The organism is Sporomusa sp. KB1, assembly GCF_007830295.1.
GTDB lineage: Bacteria > Bacillota > Negativicutes > Sporomusales > Sporomusaceae > Sporomusa.
The window spans coordinates 625607-648050 of record NZ_VLKC01000002.1; the positions used below are offsets into that span (position 1 = coordinate 625607).

Annotated in this window: 19 protein-coding genes; 10 read left to right on the top strand and 9 right to left on the bottom strand. The window is 44.5% G+C overall.

Going from position 1 to position 22444, the window contains the following annotated elements; genetic code table 11:
- Genes SALPA_RS06680 through SALPA_RS06690 form a run of 3 tightly spaced genes read left to right on the top strand, consistent with a single transcriptional unit; the run spans position 1 to position 4304 of the window.
- Entirely contained in the window at positions 1-2181 is a 2181-nt protein-coding gene (locus tag SALPA_RS06680) for a hybrid sensor histidine kinase/response regulator (protein WP_186450946.1), read from the top strand.
- A 21-nt stretch (positions 2182-2202) separates the two neighbouring features.
- Complete coding sequence (locus tag SALPA_RS06685) at positions 2203-2799, top strand: response regulator (RefSeq protein ID WP_145091330.1); 597 nt, start codon at positions 2203-2205, stop codon at positions 2797-2799.
- A gap of 38 nt (positions 2800-2837) precedes the next feature.
- Complete coding sequence (locus tag SALPA_RS06690) at positions 2838-4304, top strand: sigma-54 dependent transcriptional regulator (RefSeq protein WP_145091333.1); 1467 nt, start codon at positions 2838-2840, stop codon at positions 4302-4304.
- Between the two features lie 79 nt (positions 4305-4383).
- On the opposite strand, the gene SALPA_RS30190 is transcribed toward SALPA_RS06690, so the two are convergent.
- Together SALPA_RS30190 and SALPA_RS06695 are read right to left on the bottom strand one after the other, a co-directional pair.
- Positions 4384-4605 carry a hypothetical protein gene (locus tag SALPA_RS30190; protein ID WP_222427890.1) on the bottom strand — a complete coding sequence of 74 codons (222 nt, stop codon included), beginning with the start codon at positions 4603-4605 and terminating at the stop codon, positions 4384-4386.
- A gap of 107 nt (positions 4606-4712) precedes the next feature.
- On the bottom strand, positions 4713-5015 hold the full coding sequence (locus tag SALPA_RS06695; RefSeq protein ID WP_186450947.1) for a helix-turn-helix domain-containing protein: 303 nt from the start codon (positions 5013-5015) through the stop codon (positions 4713-4715).
- Positions 5016-5317: 302 nt separating this feature from the next.
- Between SALPA_RS06695 and SALPA_RS06700 the strand changes: the two genes are divergently transcribed.
- From SALPA_RS06700 to larA, 5 genes are all read left to right on the top strand, one after another.
- The gene (locus SALPA_RS06700) at positions 5318-5581 is read left to right on the top strand and encodes a helix-turn-helix domain-containing protein (protein ID WP_145091338.1); all 264 of its coding nucleotides are present in this window, start codon (positions 5318-5320) and stop codon (positions 5579-5581) included.
- Positions 5582-5678: 97 nt separating this feature from the next.
- Positions 5679-7721 carry a methyl-accepting chemotaxis protein gene (locus SALPA_RS06705; protein ID WP_145091341.1) on the top strand — a complete coding sequence of 681 codons (2043 nt, stop codon included), beginning with the start codon at positions 5679-5681 and terminating at the stop codon, positions 7719-7721.
- A gap of 543 nt (positions 7722-8264) precedes the next feature.
- Positions 8265-9206, top strand: coding sequence for a GGDEF domain-containing protein (locus tag SALPA_RS06710; protein ID WP_145091344.1), 942 nt, complete (start codon positions 8265-8267; stop codon positions 9204-9206).
- Positions 9207-9335: 129 nt separating this feature from the next.
- The gene (locus SALPA_RS06715) at positions 9336-11027 is read left to right on the top strand and encodes a methyl-accepting chemotaxis protein (RefSeq protein WP_145091347.1); all 1692 of its coding nucleotides are present in this window, start codon (positions 9336-9338) and stop codon (positions 11025-11027) included.
- Positions 11028-11086: 59 nt separating this feature from the next.
- Positions 11087-12379, top strand: coding sequence for a nickel-dependent lactate racemase (gene larA, locus SALPA_RS06720; RefSeq protein ID WP_145091350.1), 1293 nt, complete (start codon positions 11087-11089; stop codon positions 12377-12379).
- Between the two features lie 75 nt (positions 12380-12454).
- Here the strand turns inward: larA and SALPA_RS06725 are convergent, their stop codons facing one another.
- The 3 genes from SALPA_RS06725 to SALPA_RS06735 are packed head-to-tail and all read right to left on the bottom strand — an operon-like array spanning position 12455 to position 15308.
- Positions 12455-13162 carry a lactate utilization protein C gene (locus SALPA_RS06725; protein ID WP_145091353.1) on the bottom strand — a complete coding sequence of 236 codons (708 nt, stop codon included), beginning with the start codon at positions 13160-13162 and terminating at the stop codon, positions 12455-12457.
- Between the two features lie 8 nt (positions 13163-13170).
- Positions 13171-14583, bottom strand: coding sequence for a LutB/LldF family L-lactate oxidation iron-sulfur protein (locus SALPA_RS06730; protein WP_222427891.1), 1413 nt, complete (start codon positions 14581-14583; stop codon positions 13171-13173).
- Positions 14580-15308 carry a (Fe-S)-binding protein gene (locus tag SALPA_RS06735; protein ID WP_145091356.1) on the bottom strand — a complete coding sequence of 243 codons (729 nt, stop codon included), beginning with the start codon at positions 15306-15308 and terminating at the stop codon, positions 14580-14582. Before SALPA_RS06735 ends, SALPA_RS06730 begins: the two co-directional genes overlap by 4 nt.
- 138 nt (positions 15309-15446) lie before the next feature.
- Between SALPA_RS06735 and SALPA_RS06740 the strand changes: the two genes are divergently transcribed.
- Positions 15447-17078 (top strand): L-lactate permease, encoded by a 1632-nt coding sequence (locus SALPA_RS06740; protein ID WP_145091360.1) that lies wholly within the window; start codon positions 15447-15449, stop codon positions 17076-17078.
- A gap of 383 nt (positions 17079-17461) precedes the next feature.
- Positions 17462-18046 (top strand): rubrerythrin, encoded by a 585-nt coding sequence (rbr, locus tag SALPA_RS06745; protein ID WP_145091363.1) that lies wholly within the window; start codon positions 17462-17464, stop codon positions 18044-18046.
- A gap of 95 nt (positions 18047-18141) precedes the next feature.
- On the opposite strand, the gene SALPA_RS06750 is transcribed toward rbr, so the two are convergent.
- The 4 genes from SALPA_RS06750 to SALPA_RS06765 all read right to left on the bottom strand — a co-directional run bounded on the left by SALPA_RS06750 (position 18142) and on the right by SALPA_RS06765 (position 22392).
- Positions 18142-19965: a DUF342 domain-containing protein gene (locus SALPA_RS06750; protein WP_145091366.1), complete on the bottom strand. Its 1824-nt coding sequence runs from the start codon at positions 19963-19965 to the stop codon at positions 18142-18144.
- Between the two features lie 500 nt (positions 19966-20465).
- The gene (locus tag SALPA_RS06755) at positions 20466-20831 is read right to left on the bottom strand and encodes a VOC family protein (protein WP_145091369.1); all 366 of its coding nucleotides are present in this window, start codon (positions 20829-20831) and stop codon (positions 20466-20468) included.
- 37 nt (positions 20832-20868) lie between these two features.
- Positions 20869-21594 carry an MBL fold metallo-hydrolase gene (locus SALPA_RS06760; protein ID WP_145091372.1) on the bottom strand — a complete coding sequence of 242 codons (726 nt, stop codon included), beginning with the start codon at positions 21592-21594 and terminating at the stop codon, positions 20869-20871.
- 93 nt (positions 21595-21687) lie between these two features.
- Positions 21688-22392 (bottom strand): nitrogen regulation protein NR(II), encoded by a 705-nt coding sequence (locus SALPA_RS06765; protein ID WP_186450948.1) that lies wholly within the window; start codon positions 22390-22392, stop codon positions 21688-21690.
- Positions 22393-22444: the final 52 nt, after the last annotated feature.

A 22444-nucleotide genomic window follows, 5' to 3' on the forward strand; every position in this document is an offset into this window, starting at 1 on the left:
ATGTCATTAAATATCAAACTTCTTTCGGTTAAATTTACCGCAGAAGCCGCGAAACATTGTAACCAAATTGAAAAAGAATTACTCACATTAGAGGCACGCGGCTTTTCCCCAGAGATTCTTGATTCAGTTTTTCGGGCTGCGCACACGATAAAGGGTGCCGCCCGAATGCTAAAATTAACAGGTATCTCAACAGTAGCCCACCGAATGGAAGATGTTTTAGAGCTGCTGAGAAATGGACAAAGCCGCCTTTCCCAAGAAGTAATAGATCTTTTATTAAAAGGCGTTGACACGATTCGCCAACTACTTGCTGCCGTTGCTGCTCTGGCCCCCTTGCCGGAATCATTGCCTCCGGTCTGCTTTGAACTAGAACAATTTCTGCATAAAGATACCGCTGAGAACCAGGAAAAATGCCCAGATCAGACTTCTGCAAAAGTTACCGAAGATCATATCCAGGATGACGCTGCAAACATCACCCATAATTTTGTCCAAATACGTGCAGAGCGGTTAGATGAATTAATCCAGCTGATGGGAGAAGTCGTTTCTTTTCAATACCGCAAGAAACAGCAAGCCAGTATCGTACGCGATATCATGCGATTATCAACAACAAGTCTTGCGTTAGCCTCTTACCAAACTCTTACCACTGCACAGACCGAACCGGTTCGCAATGAATTGGCAACTACATTAGCCGCTATACACAGTCAATTGTCGAAATTCCAGGATTCCCTGCGCAATGACGCGGTAATCGAAAACCTTCTGACTGCTGACCTGCAGGAACGGTCTTTGAAAATACGAATGCTGCCGCTAGCAACCGTTTTTGATAAAATCAACCGTGTAGTTAGAGATCTTACTCGCACAACAGGCAAAGAAATTGAGTTTCAAGTGGAAGGCGGCAATACCGAACTTGATCGTAAAATTATTGAGCATTTGGGTGATTGTCTGCTCCATATGGTTCGCAATGCCGTTGACCACGGTATCGAATTGCCGCAAGACCGGGTTATAGCAGGTAAAAAACCATGTGGAATCATCCGGTTATCCGCTTTTTACGATTCAGGAGGAGTCACTATTGTTCTCCATGATGACGGCGCAGGCATCTCGCTAGATCAGATAAAAACGACAGCTGTAAAGAAACGGCTGCTAACTGAAGATGCTGTGAATACCCTTACAGAAATCGAATTACTGGATTTACTCTTTTTATCTGGTTTTAGCACAAGTCCCATTATTACCGACATATCCGGGCGCGGTGTAGGAATGAACGTTGTCAAACAAACAATTACCGAGAAGCTTAAGGGCTCAGTCAGAATCCAGACACGCGCCGGAAAAGGAACTACATTTTTGCTGAAAGTTCCCATCACGCTGGCACTTTCACGAATGTTACTTGTAGCAGCAGCCAATCACACCTTCGCCATACCCACCTACTCGGTTCAGGAAATAGTAATGGTACCTGCCAGCCAGGTTATCCATGTTGTCAGCAAACGCGCCCTGCGCATACGTGAGCAAATTGTCCCCCTGGAGGAACTTGAGACTATTTTGAGTTGCCCGCAAACCGCAGCGCATGAACGATCTGAGCTGTTGATTATCTTACTGGCAGCCGGCGCGGAAAGACTAGGTCTAATTGTCGATACTATCATAAGTGAAGCCGACATGGTTATAAAACCTTTACCTTCAGCGCTAGCGTCACTTGCGTTGCTTTCCGGTTTTACTGTTGGCAGCAATGATGAAATAATTAGTGTGCTCGGAGTCACAGCACTACTAAAGCAGGCTCGCCAAAATAAGCTGCCTGCAGGTATTTCTTCAAAAACTGACTCGCAAAAACAATCCAAAACCATTCTGGTTGTCGATGATTCTGCCAACACCAGGGATATTGTAAAAAGCATTCTAGAGTCCTATGGCTACCAGGTGGATTTGGCCGAAGACGGGCTGGATGCTATTGAAAAAACTGACAAAAAAGTATATGATGCTGTTATAACCGATGTCGAAATGCCTCAGCTTGATGGCTTCAGCCTTACTTCGCATTTACGTCAAGATGAGCGGTATCGACAAATTCCGGTGATAATTGTAACCTCCCGCGAAAAGGCGGAAGATAAGCGGCGGGGTATTCAGGTTGGTGCCAATGCCTATATTGTTAAAGGTGCCTTTGATCAAACTAACCTCATTGAAACATTGAAAAATGTAATCGGTTAGTACGTTTGAAAGGGATGAACCATGGATAAACCTACAAACAAGCCTCCGATAAAATTGCTGCTTATTGAAGATGACAGCTTCATGCGGGAAATGATTGCCTTAACCCTGGAAACAGAGAACTATGAAGTTACCGGTGTCGAGAGCGGTACAGAAGCCTTGCAAAAGCTGCACAATTGCAATAAATATGGTGGCATTATCTCTGATATGTATTTGCCGGATACCGATGGACTTACACTCTTTGAACAAATCCATACGGAATATCCTGACCTGCTGTATCTGATTTTAACCAGTGAAACCGATGAAATCATTGCCCGAAAAGCAACCAGTCTGGGAATTACCTATATTCTAAAAGATGAAAACTTTGCCGAAACAGTTCTGGCTGCATTAGCTAACCTGCCGCAAATAGAAACCGCACCTGCTTCTCTAGCCCAAATGCCGGCAGAATTATTTCATGATCTTAATCAGCCGCTTAATTCGATAAAAATGATTGCCGGCGGTATCCTCTTTTTACTAAAGCAGGGAGAAAAGCTGCCTGATGAAGAACTTTCCGACTGCATGGAAAAAATTTCGGTTCAAACTGACCTCCTTGCCAGTATGCTTAAAAAAATGCGAATGTAAAAACGTAACTAAGTTTTAGCAACAAGGTGGGATATCGAATGAAGATTTTGCTCATAGACGATGAACAGCATAGCCGCCAGGCTATGCTGTGGTTTTTAAAGCACCAGAACCATGAAGTAACAGAATGCGCCAATGGCGCGGAAGCTTTGGATAAATTTTCCACCGATGATTACCCTATGGTATTATCAGATATTCAGATGCCAGGCTTGTCTGGCATTGAACTGGCTAAAGCTATTAAAAAGCTGCCTAATAGCTGGCAAACCGATATTGTTCTCTTCACAGGCTATGCTGACTTAAACTCGGCGGTTACCGCATTACGTGCAGGAGTCTATGATTATCTGACAAAACCCGTAAATCCGGAAGAACTTGCTTCGGTCATTGAGCGGGTTGCCGAACACCAGGCACTTTTGCGGGAAAATAAAAACCTGACAGAACGCTTTCACGACGAAGTACATGCTGCAACCGAAGAAACCCGGCGTGAACTTGTCCAGATAAAACAAATTGTAGCAGAATCTATTATTGGTTCAGTAGGTGTTTTTTCAGAATATATGCAGGCGATTTTTCGCCAAGCCGAGCAACTGCACTTAGACCGCTCCATTCCGGTCTTAATTGAGGGTGAGACTGGCACCGGCAAAGAAGTAATTGCCAAGCTGATTCACTATGGAAGCAGCTTTGATCTCCTGAGTACCACCCCATTTGTAGATATTAATTGCGCGGCACTAGCCCCGACTCTTTTTGAGAGCGAACTTTTCGGCTATGAGGCAGGTTCTTTCACCGGCAGTATGGCCAAAGGGGCAAAAGGCAAATTCGATTTAGCGCATAGTGGGACCTTGCTGCTTGATGAAATCGGTGAAATTCCTTCTGATTTACAGGGAAAATTACTCCGTGTACTGCAAGAAAAAGAATTTTACCGGGTAGGTGGTTTGAAAAAAATTAAAACTAATATCCGCCTTATCTGCGCAACCAATATACCCTTGGAGCAAGGTGTCGAACAGGGGACTTTCCGGAAAGATCTATATTTCCGCCTGAAAGTTGCGCATATTGTCATTCCGCCACTGAGAAAACGTAAAGAGGAAATTCTGCCGATGGCCACTATGTTCTTACAGGAGTTTTCACGACACAAAAAGAAGCAGTTTGCCACAATTGCTCCGCAAACAGCCAGGATTATGGAAGAATATAACTGGCCCGGCAATATCCGGGAATTACGGAACATTATTGAATATGCCACCTTTGCCTATAATGATAAAGAACTAAAGCCGGAACACATTTTGGGACTATTGCAGCAAAAACACGAGCGAAATTCTTCCCTGCCTGACCGCCGCAATGTTCTGGAGCTTCCCATTCCGGCTCAGGGATATCCGCTGAAAAAATATACCGAAGACATCATCCGCAAAATTCTTGATGCCCATAATAACAATCAATCAGCAACAGCCAATTATTTGGGGATTTCCCGCAGAGCCTTATCCTATCGCCTGGAAGAAATGCGCAATAAAAATGAACCATAATAGAATAATTACAAAAACTTCCCACAAAAACTTCTCACTGATGAAGCTTTTGGCAATCTCTTCTTTTATCTAAATGCTACTATATACCATAACAAATAATTATAAATTGCCGTTTTTCATTTTTTATAGTGGCTATTATCCAGGATCTACGCAAATATCCAATACTAATAACCAACAAAAGCATGTCATTTGGCATGCTTTTTGCATTTATATAAAGTGACTGTAATATCATTAACCATTTACGCTCATTTCCTTGTTTACCACCCTTTTTATAGATATTAACTGCGCTGGCACCAACCAATTATCTTATTCCGTGAGTCAAGACTCCCGCCTCTACAGGCGGCGTTAATTCAGGTGGAGTAGACTCTTCACCTGAATCCCCAATGTTTTAGCTTTGCTGAAACGAGTTCACTTTTTCATCTCTTCTAAAAATACCTGCAAAGCCCATTTCTGTTGAGGTTTTAATGTTCGAATAATAGCAAGCAAACGCTTTAAATCTGGTTCTAATTCGGAGTTGTCTGTTGAAAAAAAATCAACAAGAGTAAAACCTAAAGCAGTAATAATCCGCTCCAATGTATCAAAAGCTGGTTGCTGTTGTCCACTTTCAATGCGGCTTAAATTCGCCTGCGACACTTCGCATATTTTTGACAGACTATTCATGCTTATGTTTTGAGCTTCCCGAATTTCTTTTATTTTTTGCCCTATATTCATAATGGTGCTCCTCATAATAAAATAGTATTAGATCTACCGGAGAGCAAGCGTCTCACCCCTTACATAAATTAGTAGAAGGTGAGTCTTATTTGGTATGCCCTTTTTTAGACCAACTTCTAATTTCCCGTTATCCTTTTTCCATTTTTTTAGTTTTTCCATTGACATTTCACTGCTATGCTTTGTTATATGGATTCGTATGGCTAATGTAGCATAAATATTTTTAGCATTCACTATCCTTTTAAGTATTGACATTGATACTTAAAAGGATAGAATTAGATTGTATCCATATTGGAGGTGGTGAAATGAGTACTATCGGAAAGCAATTGCTGTTATTGCGAGAAAGCAAAGGCTTATCCCAAAACCAATTAGCAAATATATCAAAAGTCCCTCAGTCAGCCATCAGTGAAATCGAATCTGGCAAACGTAAAAATCCAGGAATCATCTATTTCCAAAAGCTTTCCATCGCGCTGGGTGTCACTCTTTTGGAATTGACCAGTGCCGACAGCCCAGAGTGCCTGCCAGAGACACCTAAAAAAAGAAAAAATGGGGCTTGTGATTTTCATTAAGAGCCGCAATCTGCGTGTTATATCGCTTATAATGACCCCAATACTTTAACCTTGCCAATCAAGTAGGCAAAACCCCCAAAAAGGAGATTAAAATGACATGAAAATCACACACAGCATTCGCTTTCGGCTTATGTGTCTCATTGCCATTCTGGTTGTCAGCACACTGCTGGTCGTATCTGGCATCGGTTATTACTTTTCCGAAAAATATCTGGAAGAGAGTCTGAATCAAACAGAGCAGGCAGTGGCTGCCAGTGCCGCCGCGCACGTAGACTCGGAACTCAATATGGCAATTACTCAATTGGAAGACCTCGCCAGTATTGCCCAGTTGCAAAGCAACGACAAAATACAGATTCAACCTGCCTTACAGGAAGCCATGCAGCGCATTGGTAAATATGACGATATTATCTTTTCCTCTTTGGATGGCTCAACCATTAACGGAGCTGGTGTCATACTCAATATTGCCGACCGGGAGTATTTTAAAAAAGTTATCAGTACGAAAAAGCCCTATGTTTCAGAAGTATTTCTCTCACGTGCCAACCAGAAGCAATCAATCACCCTATGTGTTCCGGTTATCCGCGCTGATCAAGTGACCGGGGTCTTACTGGGCACCTACTCGCTGGATAAACTATTGCCGATTATCAAAGACATCAAATTTAAACAACAAGGTTATGGAGCGTTGCTTGATGACAGCGGCGTATATTTAGCGCATCCAACCCGCCCCGAGTTAGCTGGCAGCATGAACGTAAAAACCGGAGAAATTTCTGCTGAACTAAAAAACAAACTGGGCAACGAAGCCGCTCTTGACCCGAAATTCATAGCTGCTTTTGCCGAATCCACGGAAAAAACCCTTCGTGTCCGCTTGGAGTATAAAGCAACAACAGGTTTAGAACAAGTTGGTTCCTTCACTCCGATTGAGCTACCCGGTGGCCAACACTGGGTTCTGTTCATGTCTACAACGAAAGCAGACGCCACCAGTGAAATTACCGCCTTATCCCGAACCCAGACCGGCTTGTCCATTTTTTGCCTGCTGCTTGTCCTGGGAATTACCTTTTGGCAAAGTAACTCATTTGTCCGCCCCATCATCCGTATCAATCAGATCACTCAGGATATTGCCGCCGGCCAGTTAAAATCCATTCAAAAGACCATTCAGGACAAAAGCGAGTTTGGGCAATTGTCAGACAACATCATCCTTATGAATCAAAATTTGCGTAAACTGGTACAGCAAGTTCAAGCTGAGTCAAACCAGTTAGCCGCCGCCAGTGAAGAATTGACAGCCAGCGCCCATCAATCAGCAGATGCGGCCAATCAGGTCGCCGGTTCCATCACCGCAGTGGCCCAAGGAGCGGAAAAACAGGCGACATCTGCAAATCAAATTATGACCGTGGCCCAAACCATGTCAGATCAGGTAACCCAAATTTCTCAAACAGCCGCAGCTGTATCCAGCATTGCAACCGCTACATCCCAGGTGGCGGAACAAGGCCAACACACAGTAGAGAAAACCGTCGAACAAATGAATGAAATTGGCAAAGGCGCTGCTGCTACGCAAGCCTCCATCGCAGAATTAAACAAAAGCTCCCAGGAAATTGGCGAAATTGTTACTCTCATCTCTTCCATTGCCGGACAAACCAATCTCCTGGCCTTAAACGCCGCTATCGAAGCAGCGCGGGCGGGTGAGCAAGGACGCGGCTTTGCCGTCGTCGCCGAAGAAGTCCGAAAATTGGCCGAAGAATCCAACCAAGCTGCCCATCAAATCGGCCTACTTGTTGAAAAAAATCAAGCCAACCTGAGGCAAGTTGTTGGTACTACAGAAGCTGGAGCTACCGGTATTCAAACAGGCATTTCGCTTGCCCATAATGCAGGAGAAACCTTCAAAAAGATTGTAGAGGCCGTTCTCCATCTATCCGATCAAATCAAGGATATTTCCGCAGCCATCCACGAGATTGCCACCGACAATCAGATACTTGTCGAATCAATTCAGGAAATTGATATAGCCAGCAAACAGGCCGCCTCCGAATCACAAAACGTTTCGGCAGCTACCGAGGAGCAATCTGCATCTATGCAGGAAATTGCCTCCTCCAGCCAAAGCTTGGCTACATTAGCTATGGATTTGCAAGTTGCCATAGCAAAATTCCAGTTATAACCAAGATACACACAGTGGAACTCATCAAAAAATCAGTGAGAAGACTGCAAAATGGCTATCTCTTATTGTACTAAAAAGCACTATTGATGAAAAACCAGGAAAATTAGTTTTAGAGTCTCTCTGAAAAAGAAGATTAGGAAGCTTATTCCGGTTACACAGAAATATTGGAATTAGCTGCATGAAGTACTTACAAAAACTTCTCACCTGGGAAGTTTTTGTAAGCAACCTACCACAGTGGAGTGCTAATAACAACAATCAAAAATAACGATCAATCTATTTATTGGGGCTTAACTAGCAAGATTTACGCTGATATCCCAAATTGGAAACCAACAAAAACAAAAAGCATGCCCAGTTTGGCATGTTTTTTGCATTAATCCTTAAGGTAATTGTACTCCAATTACCATATGCCTATCTGGGACATATAATAATAATCCAAGTCATTAGCCTTTTAAGCTCTTTAACGTATTTATCGGATTTATTTCTATTTATGCATTGTTAGTGACTCCAAGTACATTGTGGCGTAATAACAGGAGATGAATCATTTTGACTACTCTACTCACCGATCTGACAATATTAGAAAAATACTATGACATTGTAAGAGTCATTGACCCACTAGCAACAGCCTCACTGCCGCCTGCTGTCTGCGGTCTTTGGGACTGTTATCACTTAAGAAACAGTGCCCCTACTTGCAAAAATTGTGTCTCCTTGCAGGCAATCCAACAAAAAGAAACCTTTAGCAAAATGGAAGTGCGTAAAGGAAAATTCTATATGATTACCGCCATACCGTTAGAGCTGGATGGGCGCACCGTAGCGCTGGAACTCATAAAATGTGTCAGTGAAAAGACAGTTGAAAACTTTCTGCCTATGCCAGGCAAAGGCACCAATCTTTGCCGTTCTATCGCCAAACTCAATGACCTGGCAATCAAAGACGCCTTAACCAACATTTTTAACCGAAGATATATTAATGAACAGCTTCCGCTGGAAATTTCCCTTGCCAAACAGCACAACCAGCCTTTTTCTATTGTCATGGCCGATATTGATTATTTTAAGCAAATTAACGATCAATACGGTCACTTGGTTGGTGATGAAGTACTGAAATTGTTTGCCACGCAATTACAAAACAACATTCGCACAAATAACGGCGATTGGATTGCCCGCTATGGCGGCGAAGAATTTCTGATTGTCTTAAACAACTGCCTGGAGAGTCCAGCGTATAAAATTACAGAAAAGTTCCGTAAAATCATTGAGCAGACTCCCTTCACTACTTCGGCTGGCCAGCTTCATATTACCGCCAGTTTCGGCGTACATACTTTTTCCGGGCAGGAAAACGATCTGCGACAACTGTTTGATAAAGTTGACAGCCAATTATATCATGCCAAACAAGCCGGACGAAACTGCACTGCAGCGACAAATAGAAAAAATTTTTCTCGCAACGGGTTTACTGGCAACGGCGTAAATCATGTAAAAAAACTAAGGCGTTTCTAATTATAAGGGGAAATTAGTATGTCACAAGAAGCCTATCGAGAATCTTTGGTATGGGCTCATGATTTGATTGTGGTAAATTAATAGCTTTACAAATCTAATACTACACTACAATACGAGGAGGAACAAAATATGAAACAACGTATGCCGATTGGCGCCCAACTGGGCGTCATTATAGGAACAGCCTTAGTATTTATGCTCATCCTACTGGGAGTAATTCTCTATGAGTTTCAGGAAATCAGCACCAGTTATCAGAACATGCTAACTGGTTCAGTGCAACGAACTATGGCTTTGCTAAAAGCCCAGGACGATTTTCACCAGGCTTTAAGCGAGCTTCGCGGCTATGTTGCGTACAATGATGAGAAATACGCTACTGACACTATTACGTTGCTAAATCAGAGCCTAGATGCTGTTAAGACATTTAACACTGCCGCCACAGCCTCCGAAGTCAAGCAGGTAGGTGAGCAGCTGCACACAACCATGCTCTCCTACAAAGAAGATATTAAACACACCATTGCCCTAAAGCAAAATCATGATGCCAGTTATGCTGCCGTATTGGCCGGTACCCGCCAAAAGACCGAAATAGTCAACACGCTGTTCAATGATGTCATGGCAACTCAGGACAAGGTTCTTAAGCAGCGAATCAGCCAGCTCAATGAACGACAAGCTACCTTATTTAAAATGGTCATTGGCTCTAGCATTCTGGGCATCCTCGCTATTATTGCCCTGCTGATCTGGTATAGCCGTCAACTGTCCAACCGAATGGGCAATCTGCGCAGTGACCTCCTGTCACTCAGTCAACTGGACTTATCCGGCAAAGACATTCATGCCACCCGTAACGATGAAATCGGCGATATGGCCGCGGCGCTCATTACAATGAAGCATGCACTGCAGGACATTGTCCGCTTGGTCAGAAACAATGCCGACATGCTGGCGGCTTCCAGTGAAGAGCTGTCTTCATCAGTACATGAGCAGCTGCAAGTATCAGAAAATATCGCCAAAACCATTACCGATGTCGCCGCAGGAGCTGACCGAAATACCAGTCATATCACGGAGATTTCAGCCGTTATCCAGGAGGTTAGCGCCGGAGCCGAGCAAATGAGTGCCAGCGCCTCCCAGGTTAACAGCATCACCCAGGATGCTGTTGGCGACGCCGACCAGGGGATGCAGCTCATCAACAGCCTTGTTACTCAAAACACCACTATCGAAAAATCAATGGCAGATATTACGCAAGTATCAGAATCACTAGTAAAACGCTCAGATGATATCCAGCAGATTGTCACTACCATTCACACCATCGCCGGGCAGACCAACCTTCTGGCCCTGAACGCCGCTATTGAGGCAGCCAGAGCCGGCGAAGCCGGACGAGGCTTTGCAGTAGTAGCCGAAGAAGTTCGCAAGCTGGCCGAGCAAAGCGGTGCCGCTACCAGCCATATTGAAAAAATCATTGCCCAAATGACCACCGATATTCAATTTGCAGTAGATGTGGTTGCCAAGGCCAATACGGAAGTAGTGGCAGGCAAGATGGCGACTGATGAAACTCAGCAGGGTTTCCAGGCTATCATCAGCAAGCTGGATCAAGTAAAAACCGGTATAGAACAGATTAGCTATGCGGTGGAAGAAACGGCTCATGGTATGCAGTCTGTGGTCAACAATGTCCAGAATATCAGTGCGGTAGCAGAAGAAACCAGTGCCAGCTCCCAGACAGTAGCGGCATCAGCAGAAGAACAAAGCGCCAGCCTCCATGAAGTGAGCTCCAGCTCTGAATCCATGGCTAAAATGGCTGCCGAACTCAATGAAATCACCGCAAGATTCAAAATCTAATCCCTACCAGCAGGAAATAATTCATATAAGCTAGTATATAAGTAGTTGGAGGGATGAACATGCAAAAAAAATTCGTATTTGGTTTTGGAGAGAAAGAAGTAGCAATCACTCTACCAGAAGATCAAATTCTGCATATTGTTGAAGGTAAAGCCGTCGAAGCCATTACCGATGTACCTGCAGCCATAAAAGCGGCATTACGTAACCCGATTGACTCACCACCATTACAAGAAGTAGTCAAGGCCGGTGATAAGGTTGCACTCATTGCCAGCGATATTACCCGTAGGATCTCGTATCCTGAATTTCTGCCAACACTCTTAAATGAACTGAACAGTGCCGGCATTCCGGACAGCGACATCACGATAGTCGTCAGCCTGGGTTCCCACCGCAAGCATACCGCCCAGGAGAATATTGCCGTCTATGGTCAGGAAGCAGTAAGCCGTGTTCACCTTGTCCAAAGCTATGCTCCCAATACCGAAGACTTTGTCTATGTAGGCAAAACCTCGCGCGGTGTGGAAACTTATCTTAACAAACATATTGTTGCTGCCGACAAGGTCATCATGACCGGCGGCATTATCTACCACTCCATGGCCGGCTTTGCCGGCGGCCGTAAAGCTATTATGCCCGGCGTTGCCGGATACTCCACCATCCAAGGCAATCACAGCTTTTGCCTGCATGATGTTGCCGGTCAGGGTATTAACCCCAACTGCATGGCCGGTAAGCTGGATGGCAACAACATGCATGCCGATATGATAGAAATGGCCGCCATGCTTAAGCAGACCTTTCTCTTTAATGCCATCTTTACACCAGAAGGCAAATTTGCCCGTTTCGTCGCCGGTCATTGGCATACGGCCTGGCTTGAGGGCTGCAAAACGGTAGAGGAAATCTTCGGCGTACCCATTACCGCCAAAGCTGACTTAGTGATCGCCTCTGCCGGTGGCTTTCCGAAAGACATTAATCTTTATCAAGCCACCAAAACGACCGAAAACGCCTTTATGGCCGTTAAAGACGATGGTGTTATCATTGCGCTGTTAGAGTGCCGCGATATTATGGAACCACCTGATTTCAGTGGCTGGTTCAACTATGAATCACTCTATGACCGTGAAATTGCCTTGCGCAAAGCCTTTACCGTCCCGGGATTCATTGCCCTCAAAACCGGTCTGTTTGCCAAAAAAGTACCCCACATTATTGTCACACTCCCCCAAAACAAAGAATTCATCGAGAAAGCCGGCTTAATTGCCGCCACCACCCTGGAAGAAGCTCTGGCGATTGCCGAGCAAAAACTTGGCCGCACAGACTATACCATTACCCTTATGCCGCACGGTGCTAACACGGTACCACTGCTGCAGGAATAGCCTAGTAAGAAAAGCAGCCAGAACCCATAGTTATTTTGGGTTCTGGCTGCTTTTATCTTTTACGGATAGGCAGCCTCAATTATCGATAACTACAGCCCACATACGAAATGGGCCATGCACCCCTATCGATAGATCCATCTCAATGTCCGAGGTGCGGCTGGGTCCTGTGATAAAATCAATAGCTGACGGCAACTGGCTTTGTCCGCGCTGTTCAATGAGGTGCTTCATTACCGTAGACATAGTCGGCACAATATCTGACTTGTGCATAACTGCAATATGGGTAGGCGGCAGTAAACTCACAGAACGTCCGGTATTGGCGCTGTTAAACAAAGCCACTGTTCCGGTGTAGCCAATAGCGTAGTTAACCCAGGTGATACCGGCATCAGCCTGTTCTGCAAATTCGATTAGTTCCTGCCGGGACTTGTCACTATTCCAAAGCTCAATTTTTACACCCAAGCGGGAAAATTCTATCTGCCGGTGTAACTCAGGGTGATCCCACACAATAGCAGCCTTGGCATTTAGTACTTTGAGCCACAACTTTATCTGATTAGTAGCCTCTGCCCCATTGTTAACAATGGCCACTTTGCCGGTTAGCGCTTCCAGGTTGGCTTTAAATAGTGTAAGCGGCTGTTCTGCTTCAAACTTCTGCTCCCGCCAAAAAGCCGGCGGGCCAACTTCTTGCCGGTTAGGAGGTACTGTAAGTACTTTATCCCGCCCTAAGGCTTTGGCAACTGTTTGCAAAAACAAAGTTTCCTGCGCAATATCTTCCTGAATATTTGTCATATGCTCACCTATTTCTTACGTTTTTCCCATCGCTCGCGGAAGGTTGTATCTGCAGCTGCCCGCATATACCGTGAATTAGTCCAATTGGCAAGCAGCGGTAATTTAGCAGTAATATAGCCTTTATGGACTAAAGGCTTTTGCCCTAGCGACGCGACTTTCATGGCAAATTTATAGGTACTGGGCAATTTGAAAAACTGCTTCCAGATGCCAAAAGCAAACTTTTCAACACCTTGGCTATAACCGGCAGCCACCCGCTGCTGCCGCAGCTTGAACAACAAATCCTGTAACGGAATCTTGGCTGGACAAACACTTGTACAGGCTGCGCACAAGGTCGAAGCATATGGCAGTTCACCCCAAAAGTCAATATCATCTTCTAGTATCGGGGTAATAACCGAACCTATTGGACCGCCATAGACTGACCCATACGCATGCCCACCAATTTGACGGTATACAGGACACACATTAAAACAAGCACCACAGCGAATACAATTGAGCGCCTGCCGGAATTCTTCATCTGCCAGCATACGTGAACGGCCATTATCAACAATCACCAGATGGAACTTTTCACAGCCATCAATATCGCCTGGCTGCCGCGAGCCATTAATAATTGAAATATAGCTGGTAAGCTTCTGCCCGGTAGCATTGCGTGGCAGCATAGATAAGACAGTTTCCAGATCCTCAAAGGTTGGGACAATCCGTTCCATACCCATAACGCTAATGACAACCCTTGGCAGGGTTGTTGTTAACCTGGCATTTCCTTCATTGGTAACAAGCGTAATAGAACCAGTTTCGGCAACGGCAAAATTACAGCCTGTAATGCCAATATCGGCGCTGATAAACTTGTTGCGCAAAATGTTACGGGCAAAGGCGGTAAGGGCGGGTGTATCGGATTCAACCTTGTTACCAGCCACCTTAGAAAATAATTCAGCAATCTGGTTCCGGTTTTTGTGGATGGCGGGAACAATTATATGGGAGGGTGTTTCTCCTGCCAGCTGCAGAATATATTCTGCCAGATCGCTTTCGATTACTTCCATACCAACTGCCTCAAGGGCTGCATTAAGATGTATTTCCTCAGTCACCATGGACTTTGATTTAACAATTTTTTTAGCATTGTACTGCTTACACAAGCCGGCAATAATCTTACACGCCGCGTCAGCGTTTGGAGCAAAATGAACTTTTCCACCTGCTTTCTTCACATTATCTGTTAGCAACTTCAGATAGTAGTCAAGCTGATTAACCGTATGCTGCCTGATAAGCTTGGTCTGCTCCCGCCATTCTTCCCAATTGGGAAGTTCACGGGCAGCTTTATCTTTGTTGGTGCTCAAACGGTCTACCGCTTTGCGGACCGCTTGCCGCATCTGGTCATCCTTTAAGGCTTTGACCGCTCTGTCGCGCAGGTGAAAATTTGGTCTTTCACTCACATTCTCATCCCCTCATCTAACAATTCGGCTACATGCATGACCCGCACGTTAGTTTTTTGTTTTTTTAATCTGCCGTCAATGTTCATCAGACAGCTTAAATCAACACCAACAAGAACATCGGCCTTGGTTTCCAGGATATTTCTGGCCTTTTCATCCACCATGGCTTCTGATATTTCAGGCAGCTTCACTGAGAATGTTCCCCCAAAACCGCAGCAAGCTTCTTCATGCGGCAAAGGTACATAATCAATTTCCTTTACGTTGGCGAGCAATGTACGAACATATTGGTCTGTATTTAAAAACCTGCGAGCATGACAGCTGGAATGATAGGTTACCCGGTGAGGAAAACGAGCTCCCACATCCTCTTGCTTTAAAACTTTGACCACAAATTCACTAAATTCAAAGAGTTTAGCACTTAACTCTTTGGCCTGACGATACTTCTCAGTATCCTTCTCAAACAGAAGCGGATAATACTCCTTAACCGCGGTAATACATGAGCCAGCCGGCGCAACCACATACTGGCTGTGCTTGAAGGCGGTAAGCATGGTCTCAGCAACTGGCCGGGCATCCTCCCAGTAGCCGCTGCTAAGAGCCGGCTGACCGCAACAAGTCTGCTCAGGCGGAAAATCTAATGTTACGCCCAGTTTTTCCAGAACGCGTACCATAGCTTCACCAACCTGGGGAAACAGACTATCACAAATGCAAGTAATAAATATAGATGCTTTCATCACATGTGACCTCCACAAAGATAAAGTAAGACTTATTCTAGCTTGTGCACTTTATCCAGGATTATCCTGATTTTTTTTCCTCCTGACGGCGAACAATAGAAAGAACAATTTGAAGGGCTCAGGAGGGTAACTACTATTATGACATGGACACAAGAATATGTGCCGTTAGGCAGTATCGCATTATCCGCATTAGCCGCAGCCATTCCGATAATCATAATTTTCTATTTGTTAGCTATTCGCCGCTCACCGGGACAAGTTGCGGGAATTACTGCACTGATAGCCGCTTTTTTGATAGCAGTGCTTGTCTACAAAATGCCCTTGAACACTGCTTTTCTAGCGGCTCTGATGGGTATAGCTTATGGTGTTTTCCCTATATTTTGGATAGTATTAACCGCCATCTTCATTTACAACATGACTGTTGAAACAGGTAAATTTGATATAATCAAAAATTCGATTGCCACAATTACCGATGATCGCCGCCTGCAAGCACTGCTGATTGCCTTTGCCTTTGGCGCGTTTTTAGAGGGCGCAGCCGGTTTTGGCACCCCAGTAGCCATTTCTGCCGGCATGCTCGTTGGACTGGGCTTTAACCCGTTGTATGCCGCTGGCCTTTGCCTTATCGCCAATACTGCGCCAGTTGCCTTTGGCGGCATTGGTATTCCGATCATCGTAGCCGGACAGGTTACAGGCATAGATACGATGAAGATAAGCCAGATGGTTGGACGGCAACTGCCTTTTATTTCGGTTTTCATCCCCATTTGGCTGGTAGTACTTATGTCTGGTTGGAAGGCGACTAAAGAAGTACTGCCGGCCTGCTTGGTGGCCGGCGTCTCCTTTGCGGTCGTACAGTTCTTCTCTGCCAATTTCCTTGGCCCTGAGCTTCCGGATATTCTCTCCTCACTGGCATCCATTTTTTCACTAACCTTCTTTCTGCAGATATGGAAACCCGCCTCCATCTGGCGATTTCCTGGTGAGCAAGCTGGAAAATCAAAAACAGCAGCCTTACCAACCTATTCCTCAGCAGAGCTTGTTACCGCCTGGGGTCCTTTTATCATTCTGACTGTTATGGTTATTCTGTGGGGACTAAAACCTATTAAGGCGGTATTAGATATGCCTACCTTATCGATTTATGTACCTGGCTTACACAATCTAGTTACACAGGTTGCGCCTATCGCCAAAGCACCTACTGCCATGACCGCAGTATACAAAATAAATTGGCTAAGCGCTGCCGGCACAGCACTATTTATTGCCAGCATACTATCAGCTATGGTACTGGGTGTAGGACCGGGACAGTTCTTCCGCATTCTTGGCAAAACCTTTAGCCAACTAACCAAACCACTAATTACCATTCCTGCGGTACTCGGACTGGCCTATATCATGAATTACTCTGGCATGAGTTCAAGCCTGGGACTCTTCCTGGCAGGCTCGGGAGCATTTTTCCCCTTTTTCTCGGCCTGGCTTGGGTGGCTGGGAGTATTTCTTACCGGATCAGATACATCAGCCAATGCCCTGTTTGGCAATCTTCAATCAGTCACTGCCCAGCAGGTAGGCGTTGACCCTACTTTGACCGTGGCAGCCAACTCTTCCGGTGGTGTTACCGGAAAAATGATTTCACCGCAAAGTATTGCCGTAGCCACTGCCGCTACCGGTCTTGTCGGTAAAGAAGGGGATTTATTCAGCTTTACTGTCATGCATTCTATCATCCTTGCTATTCTTGTAGGAATCATGACCTATCTGCAAGCTTATGCCCTGTCCTGGATGATTCCGTAACAATCGTGAAGTAGCAAAAAGTAGATCTGCCTAATTGCTTAGGCCAGATCTACTTTTTGTTAATCAAGGCGCATCCTTACAATGTTATATATAGTTATACCCGAAACTTGCTGACAGCTGCTTGGAGATTTTATGCCAGCGTCGCCAGCGCCTCACTGGCAGAAGCTATTTCTTCCATTGATGCAGATTGCTCCTGAGTGGCAGCCGACACCGTCTGAGCCTCACCGGTTGCACTATAAACAATCCTAAAAATTATTTTCAGCAGCAGGATTTTTTATTTATTTTGTAGTAATTATTTAAATAGAAAGAACTGCCGAGAATAAAAATTCCAGTAGTTCTCCATAAGGACACAAAAAATCTAATGAAAATAGGGGGATGAGTACATGAAATCACTAAAAGACACTAAAACTGCAGCAAATTTGATGCAAGCATTTGCCGGAGAATCCCAAGCCAGAATGCGTTACACCTACTATGCTTCCGCTGCCAAAAAAGAGGGCTATGTGCAAATATCAAACTTGTTTACTGAAACAGCCGATAATGAAAAAGAACATGCCAAACGTTTCTATAAGTTTCTTGTAGAATGCCTTGATGGCCAAGCAGTTACCATTCAAGCTGACTTCCCTGTAGCGCTAGGCGACACCAAAGCCAATCTATTATCTGCTGCGCAAGGGGAAAATGAGGAATGGTCTGAACTCTATCCTCATTTTGCTGATGTTGCTGACCAAGAGGGTTTCCCGGTTATTGCCACTGTTTTCCGTAAGATCGCTGAAGTGGAAAAACATCATGAAGCCAGATATAGAAAGCTGCATGACAATATTATCAATGACACTGTAGTTAAAAAGCCTGCCACTGTTCAATGGAAATGTAATAACTGTGGCTACATCCATACCGGCGATCAGGCTCCTGACCTCTGCCCGGCCTGTGCGCATCCACAAGGCTACTTTGAAGTGTTTGTTGAAACTTATTAGTCTGCTTTCACTAACACCCTCTCACCTCGAAACACTTCACCGGTCCCCGTGTTTCTCAAATTTTTCACTCTCCAGTAAGAAACAAAAAGAATAAATCACCGCAGAGAACTAAACGTAATCTCACCACCAACCACATAGAAAGAGACAAATTGCAAAGAATCATTGAGGCTCTTGGTTAATGAACAGATACAGACTATGGTTCCAGGATAAATATAGCCGCTAACCCGAACCCTGCCTGGCTTGGCGGTATTGAGAATCCTCTCAATATTGGTTATACGCTGCTTCATCGTTTCCACCCGGTCGGGCAGAGTCTTATACTCCAGTTCCTGTTTTGTATAACGTTCCCTTTTTTCACTTGAAAGATGTTTACTGCCCTGATTGCGAAAGTGAGACATTGCTAACTGCAATTCATTGTATGTAACTTCTGCTTTCTTAATTTGCTGACGGAGACTAATTAGTTCATCCTTGAGAAGTGAATTAACCGACACCGCAATCTCAGTAACAACACCGGATTGATTGCCAATGGTACTTGCGCGGATTAATTCACCAGCCGATACACGTCCGCCCCGTATAAGTCCCCGACCGCCTTCAACAATGACGCGCAAACCTGCGTACACGGAGCTAGTTAAGATAACATCATTGACGATAACATCCTCATCGGCAAAAACAGTAGCACTTTCAATAAAATTGGCCACAAGACGTTCCCGTGCTTTGATTACACTACGCTTCATGCCCTGAATTCCCTTGCGCACAATGATGTTGTTGGCCTCTACCATGCCCCCGGATATTGTACCACATACTTCAACATTACCGCCGGCTTTTACAAAAAAGTCAGGTTGGACAGAACCCCTAACAATGATACTGCCTTTAAAATCGATATTTCCGGTAGAATAGTCAACATCCCCGTCAATTACAATAATCGGTATGACATTAATGCGTTTATCAAGGAATATATACAAATGGCCATTAATCGCAGCATACAGACGCCAGTCGTCTACATTAATTACATTTTGTCCCACAGGCATTTGGATGTCATTACCGGGCTTAGGCGGAAGTGGTAACCCAAATACGTCTGTCCCCGGAGTACCTGGTGTTGCAGGAATTTTTTCTACTAACAATTGACCCTCTTCCACACAGAGAAAATTGTTAGTTTCTTTGAAATCAACCCGCCCATCCTCCAGTTCTACCGGCCGCCCCTGGCTGTCAGGATCGATGTAGTATTTTAGAAAGGCGTTGTCGCCTTTGCAAGGCGGCGTACCACGGGCACAAATAATATTGGTTGCTGTATGTGTTTGCGTAAGCATGCTAAGAGCATCTTCGTCGATACCATAACAGACACCGGCAGCTTTCAAATCGGCTAATAGCTGTGAATATGTGATTAGCGGCTTATCTACAGGGATATTGACACTAACCCTGGCTTCAAGGCGCTTGCATCCAACCTTGACTCTAACCAGATTCTCTGGCGGCAAAACTGATAGCTGTGAGCTGACAATGAGTACCGGTGCCCCAATGGCTTCTCTGATTGTCACGGAAATGAAATCACTGTCAAAATTGGTGCATTTCCGATCTGTCAAATCTTGAATAATTGCTGCTTTTGATACCGGCCACCCGTCATTGCCGGGAGCCCACACGCTGAGATACACACCAACGTCGTTGGCACTGATTTCATACCGCCCATCTATCTTTGGTCCTGTATTGGCAATGAGCACTGGTGTCCCCATAGCTTCTCTAATTACCACAGATATGAAATTACTATCAAAATTGGTGCATTTCCGATTTGTTAATTCCTCAATAATCGCTGCTCTTGTCACTGTCCAGCCGCCCTTAGCTGGAGCCCATACACTCAGGTATATGCCAACATCATTAGCAGTAATTTGATACTGGCCGTCTTGCGCCACAGGCAAAACTGTTTCATCCATAAAACCACATCCAGTCAATTAATCAGGTTGGTAAATAACGCACTATACTATTGCTCGCTCCGGAAACTAACCGATGTACACATAAATAGTCCTCTGAATTCTCAGTTAGCTAAGCGCGGCCGGGAGCTTTTGCGAGACATCTATTATAAATAACATCGTATAATAAATGTCCTGATTATATAGGAAAATTGTCCTAATGACGGTTGCCTGATGATATGCTATGCAGTGTGAAAAATCCTCCTATGTTAACATGAAACTCGAACATGATTTGGTGGTTAATATTGGTTGGGACTTGTAACACCGCACACAAGGGGCCTGTTCGAATGGGTTTATACACGGAATGAGTCATTAATCGATTCGGGAAGCGTCATGCATCTGCGAGAGCCTATACAGAATATTAGAAGCTAGGGTCCCCACGTTTCTTATTTTTCTTCTGACAAAATAGTGAAAGCCAGAACCCTGAATGAAGCAAGGGTTCCGGCTTTCACTATTTTATGCTGCTAAAAGCGTTCCGGAAGGACTTCCAGCCAATAACCATCCGGATCGGAAATGAAATAGATTCCCATCTCTTTGTTTTCGTAACAGATGCAGCCCATGGTTTTATGATGGTTGTATGCCTTTTCAAAGTCACTAGTAATAAAGGCCAGGTGGAACTCATTTTCACCTAAATTATAGGCTTCCTTACGCTCCTTAATCCAGGTTAATTCCAATTTATGCGGGGTCTGGCCATCTCCTAAATAAACGATAGTAAAACTAGGCTTTTCAATGCGCCGGGTTTCGGTTAGTTGCAGTGCCTCTTGATAGAAGGCCATGCTTTTTTCCAAGTTTAGCACATTAATGTTGTTGTGGGTAAATCTAAAATCCATACAGCATCACTCCTTTATGCAAATCTTTTTTGGCCGTTTACTTTTGTGTGCCGCTTTGCCACATATTCTTTAAGAACGTCTGAATATCCTGGCGCAGCACCACACCATGACCTGTACAGAAGAATTCAGGCTGATAACCAAGTAGTCTGCCCAAACCCAGCATAAACTTGTCAAAGTCCTGTCCGGGAGCGGCCGCCTGCCCGGCAACATAGTCACACGACCCTCGCTTAATGCGTTGACTAGCTGTTACAAGCTCACCCTGTGGCAGATCTTCACCAAAATAACAGAAAAAATCACCAACAAACAAAGCCTTGGATTTCTGGTCAAAAATGGCTACCGAACCTGGCGAATGTGTGTTAACAAGCACTATGTCCAGACCATTCACATCTTCGACTGCATACATAAAATTTCCCGCCTGCGGCGTAAATGCAGCAAACTGTGCCGCTAGTGGCGTTGCTATCATGGGTAAATCAGCACTATGTACAAACTTCTTCGCCTTGTTAAATACAGCAGCCCCCTCAAGATGGTCGTGGTGGCCATGAGTCAAGAGCACATGGGTAACCATATCAGGCGCTATCCCAATTTTGGCTAGTGCCGGGATAATAGCAGTCTGATATTCTTTCAGCCCAGCATCAATTAAGATGTTTTGTCCTGGACGCTGCAATACATACATATTGGTGTATGATGTAACATCCCAGGTATGGGTATCTTCAACAGCAATTACATAAGCACCAGCAGTCAATTGTGACATCAAATAATTCATTTCTCACCATCCGCAACATTGCATATTTATCTTATCTTAGCACATTCTAGAAGGGCGAGCAACGAATCAGCTATTGCAACAAGCAGTCTACTGTCACTGCTTACCTATTGGGAACAAAACTTTAAAAACACTGCCCACTCCCACAGTTGAAACTACTTCAATTTCTCCCTGATGCCTTTCAGCAATAATGAGGCTGATGGCGAGTCCTAAACCAGCATCACTTGCTTTAGTAGAATACAATGGGTCAAAAATTTCTTCTCTTTGTTCTGGTGGAATACCATGACCTTCATCTTGAACATACAAAATAATGCTGCTTGATTTACGGACAGTACCAATACATAAGCTCCCGCTAGCCTGCATGGCTTCGATACCGTTTTGAGCCAAATTTAATACCATTTGTCCTATTTCTTCCGCGTTTAAATCCATCATCGGTAAATGATCTGCTAACCGCAGCTCAGTCATAATGCCGCGCTTGACTGCAACACGCTGAACAGCCGGATAAATTCCTTCAATTATCTGGTTAAGGTCTTCCGGTTTTTTCTTAACTGCGTTGTTGTTTGCTAATGATATAATACTAGTTACCAATACTTCAATTTGATGTAATTCCTGATATATAATACCTAGTGATTCCCCCATACCGCATGTAGACTTTTTTTCCTGCAGTTGCAAATATCCTTTGATAACAGTTAAAGGATTTCTTATTTCGTGTGCCATCCCAATCGCCATTCGACCAACCAAAGCCCAGTGTAAACGCTTAACTAACCTTACATGATTACCCCTTTGATCAACACCTGCCACCAAATACGCCCCCCTTAGATGCCTTTTCATTCTTGTGTCACCACGACACTAG

Excerpts from the sequence above, each read along its gene's own strand:
- SALPA_RS06680 (WP_186450946.1), top strand. The coding sequence starts at position 1 with ATGTCATTAAATATCAAACTTCTTTCGGTTAAATTTACCGCAGAAGCC.
- SALPA_RS06685 (WP_145091330.1), top strand. The coding sequence starts at position 2,203 with ATGGATAAACCTACAAACAAGCCTCCGATAAAATTGCTGCTTATTGAA.
- SALPA_RS06690 (WP_145091333.1), top strand. The coding sequence starts at position 2,838 with ATGAAGATTTTGCTCATAGACGATGAACAGCATAGCCGCCAGGCTATG.
- SALPA_RS06695 (WP_186450947.1), bottom strand. The coding sequence starts at position 5,015 with ATGAATATAGGGCAAAAAATAAAAGAAATTCGGGAAGCTCAAAACATA.
- SALPA_RS06700 (WP_145091338.1), top strand. The coding sequence starts at position 5,318 with ATGAGTACTATCGGAAAGCAATTGCTGTTATTGCGAGAAAGCAAAGGC.
- SALPA_RS06705 (WP_145091341.1), top strand. The coding sequence starts at position 5,679 with ATGAAAATCACACACAGCATTCGCTTTCGGCTTATGTGTCTCATTGCC.
- SALPA_RS06715 (WP_145091347.1), top strand. The coding sequence starts at position 9,336 with ATGAAACAACGTATGCCGATTGGCGCCCAACTGGGCGTCATTATAGGA.
- larA (WP_145091350.1), top strand. The coding sequence starts at position 11,087 with ATGCAAAAAAAATTCGTATTTGGTTTTGGAGAGAAAGAAGTAGCAATC.
- SALPA_RS06725 (WP_145091353.1), bottom strand. The coding sequence starts at position 13,162 with ATGACAAATATTCAGGAAGATATTGCGCAGGAAACTTTGTTTTTGCAA.
- SALPA_RS06735 (WP_145091356.1), bottom strand. The coding sequence starts at position 15,308 with ATGAAAGCATCTATATTTATTACTTGCATTTGTGATAGTCTGTTTCCC.
- SALPA_RS06740 (WP_145091360.1), top strand. The coding sequence starts at position 15,447 with ATGACATGGACACAAGAATATGTGCCGTTAGGCAGTATCGCATTATCC.
- rbr (WP_145091363.1), top strand. The coding sequence starts at position 17,462 with ATGAAATCACTAAAAGACACTAAAACTGCAGCAAATTTGATGCAAGCA.
- SALPA_RS06750 (WP_145091366.1), bottom strand. The coding sequence starts at position 19,965 with ATGGATGAAACAGTTTTGCCTGTGGCGCAAGACGGCCAGTATCAAATT.
- SALPA_RS06755 (WP_145091369.1), bottom strand. The coding sequence starts at position 20,831 with ATGGATTTTAGATTTACCCACAACAACATTAATGTGCTAAACTTGGAA.
- SALPA_RS06760 (WP_145091372.1), bottom strand. The coding sequence starts at position 21,594 with ATGAATTATTTGATGTCACAATTGACTGCTGGTGCTTATGTAATTGCT.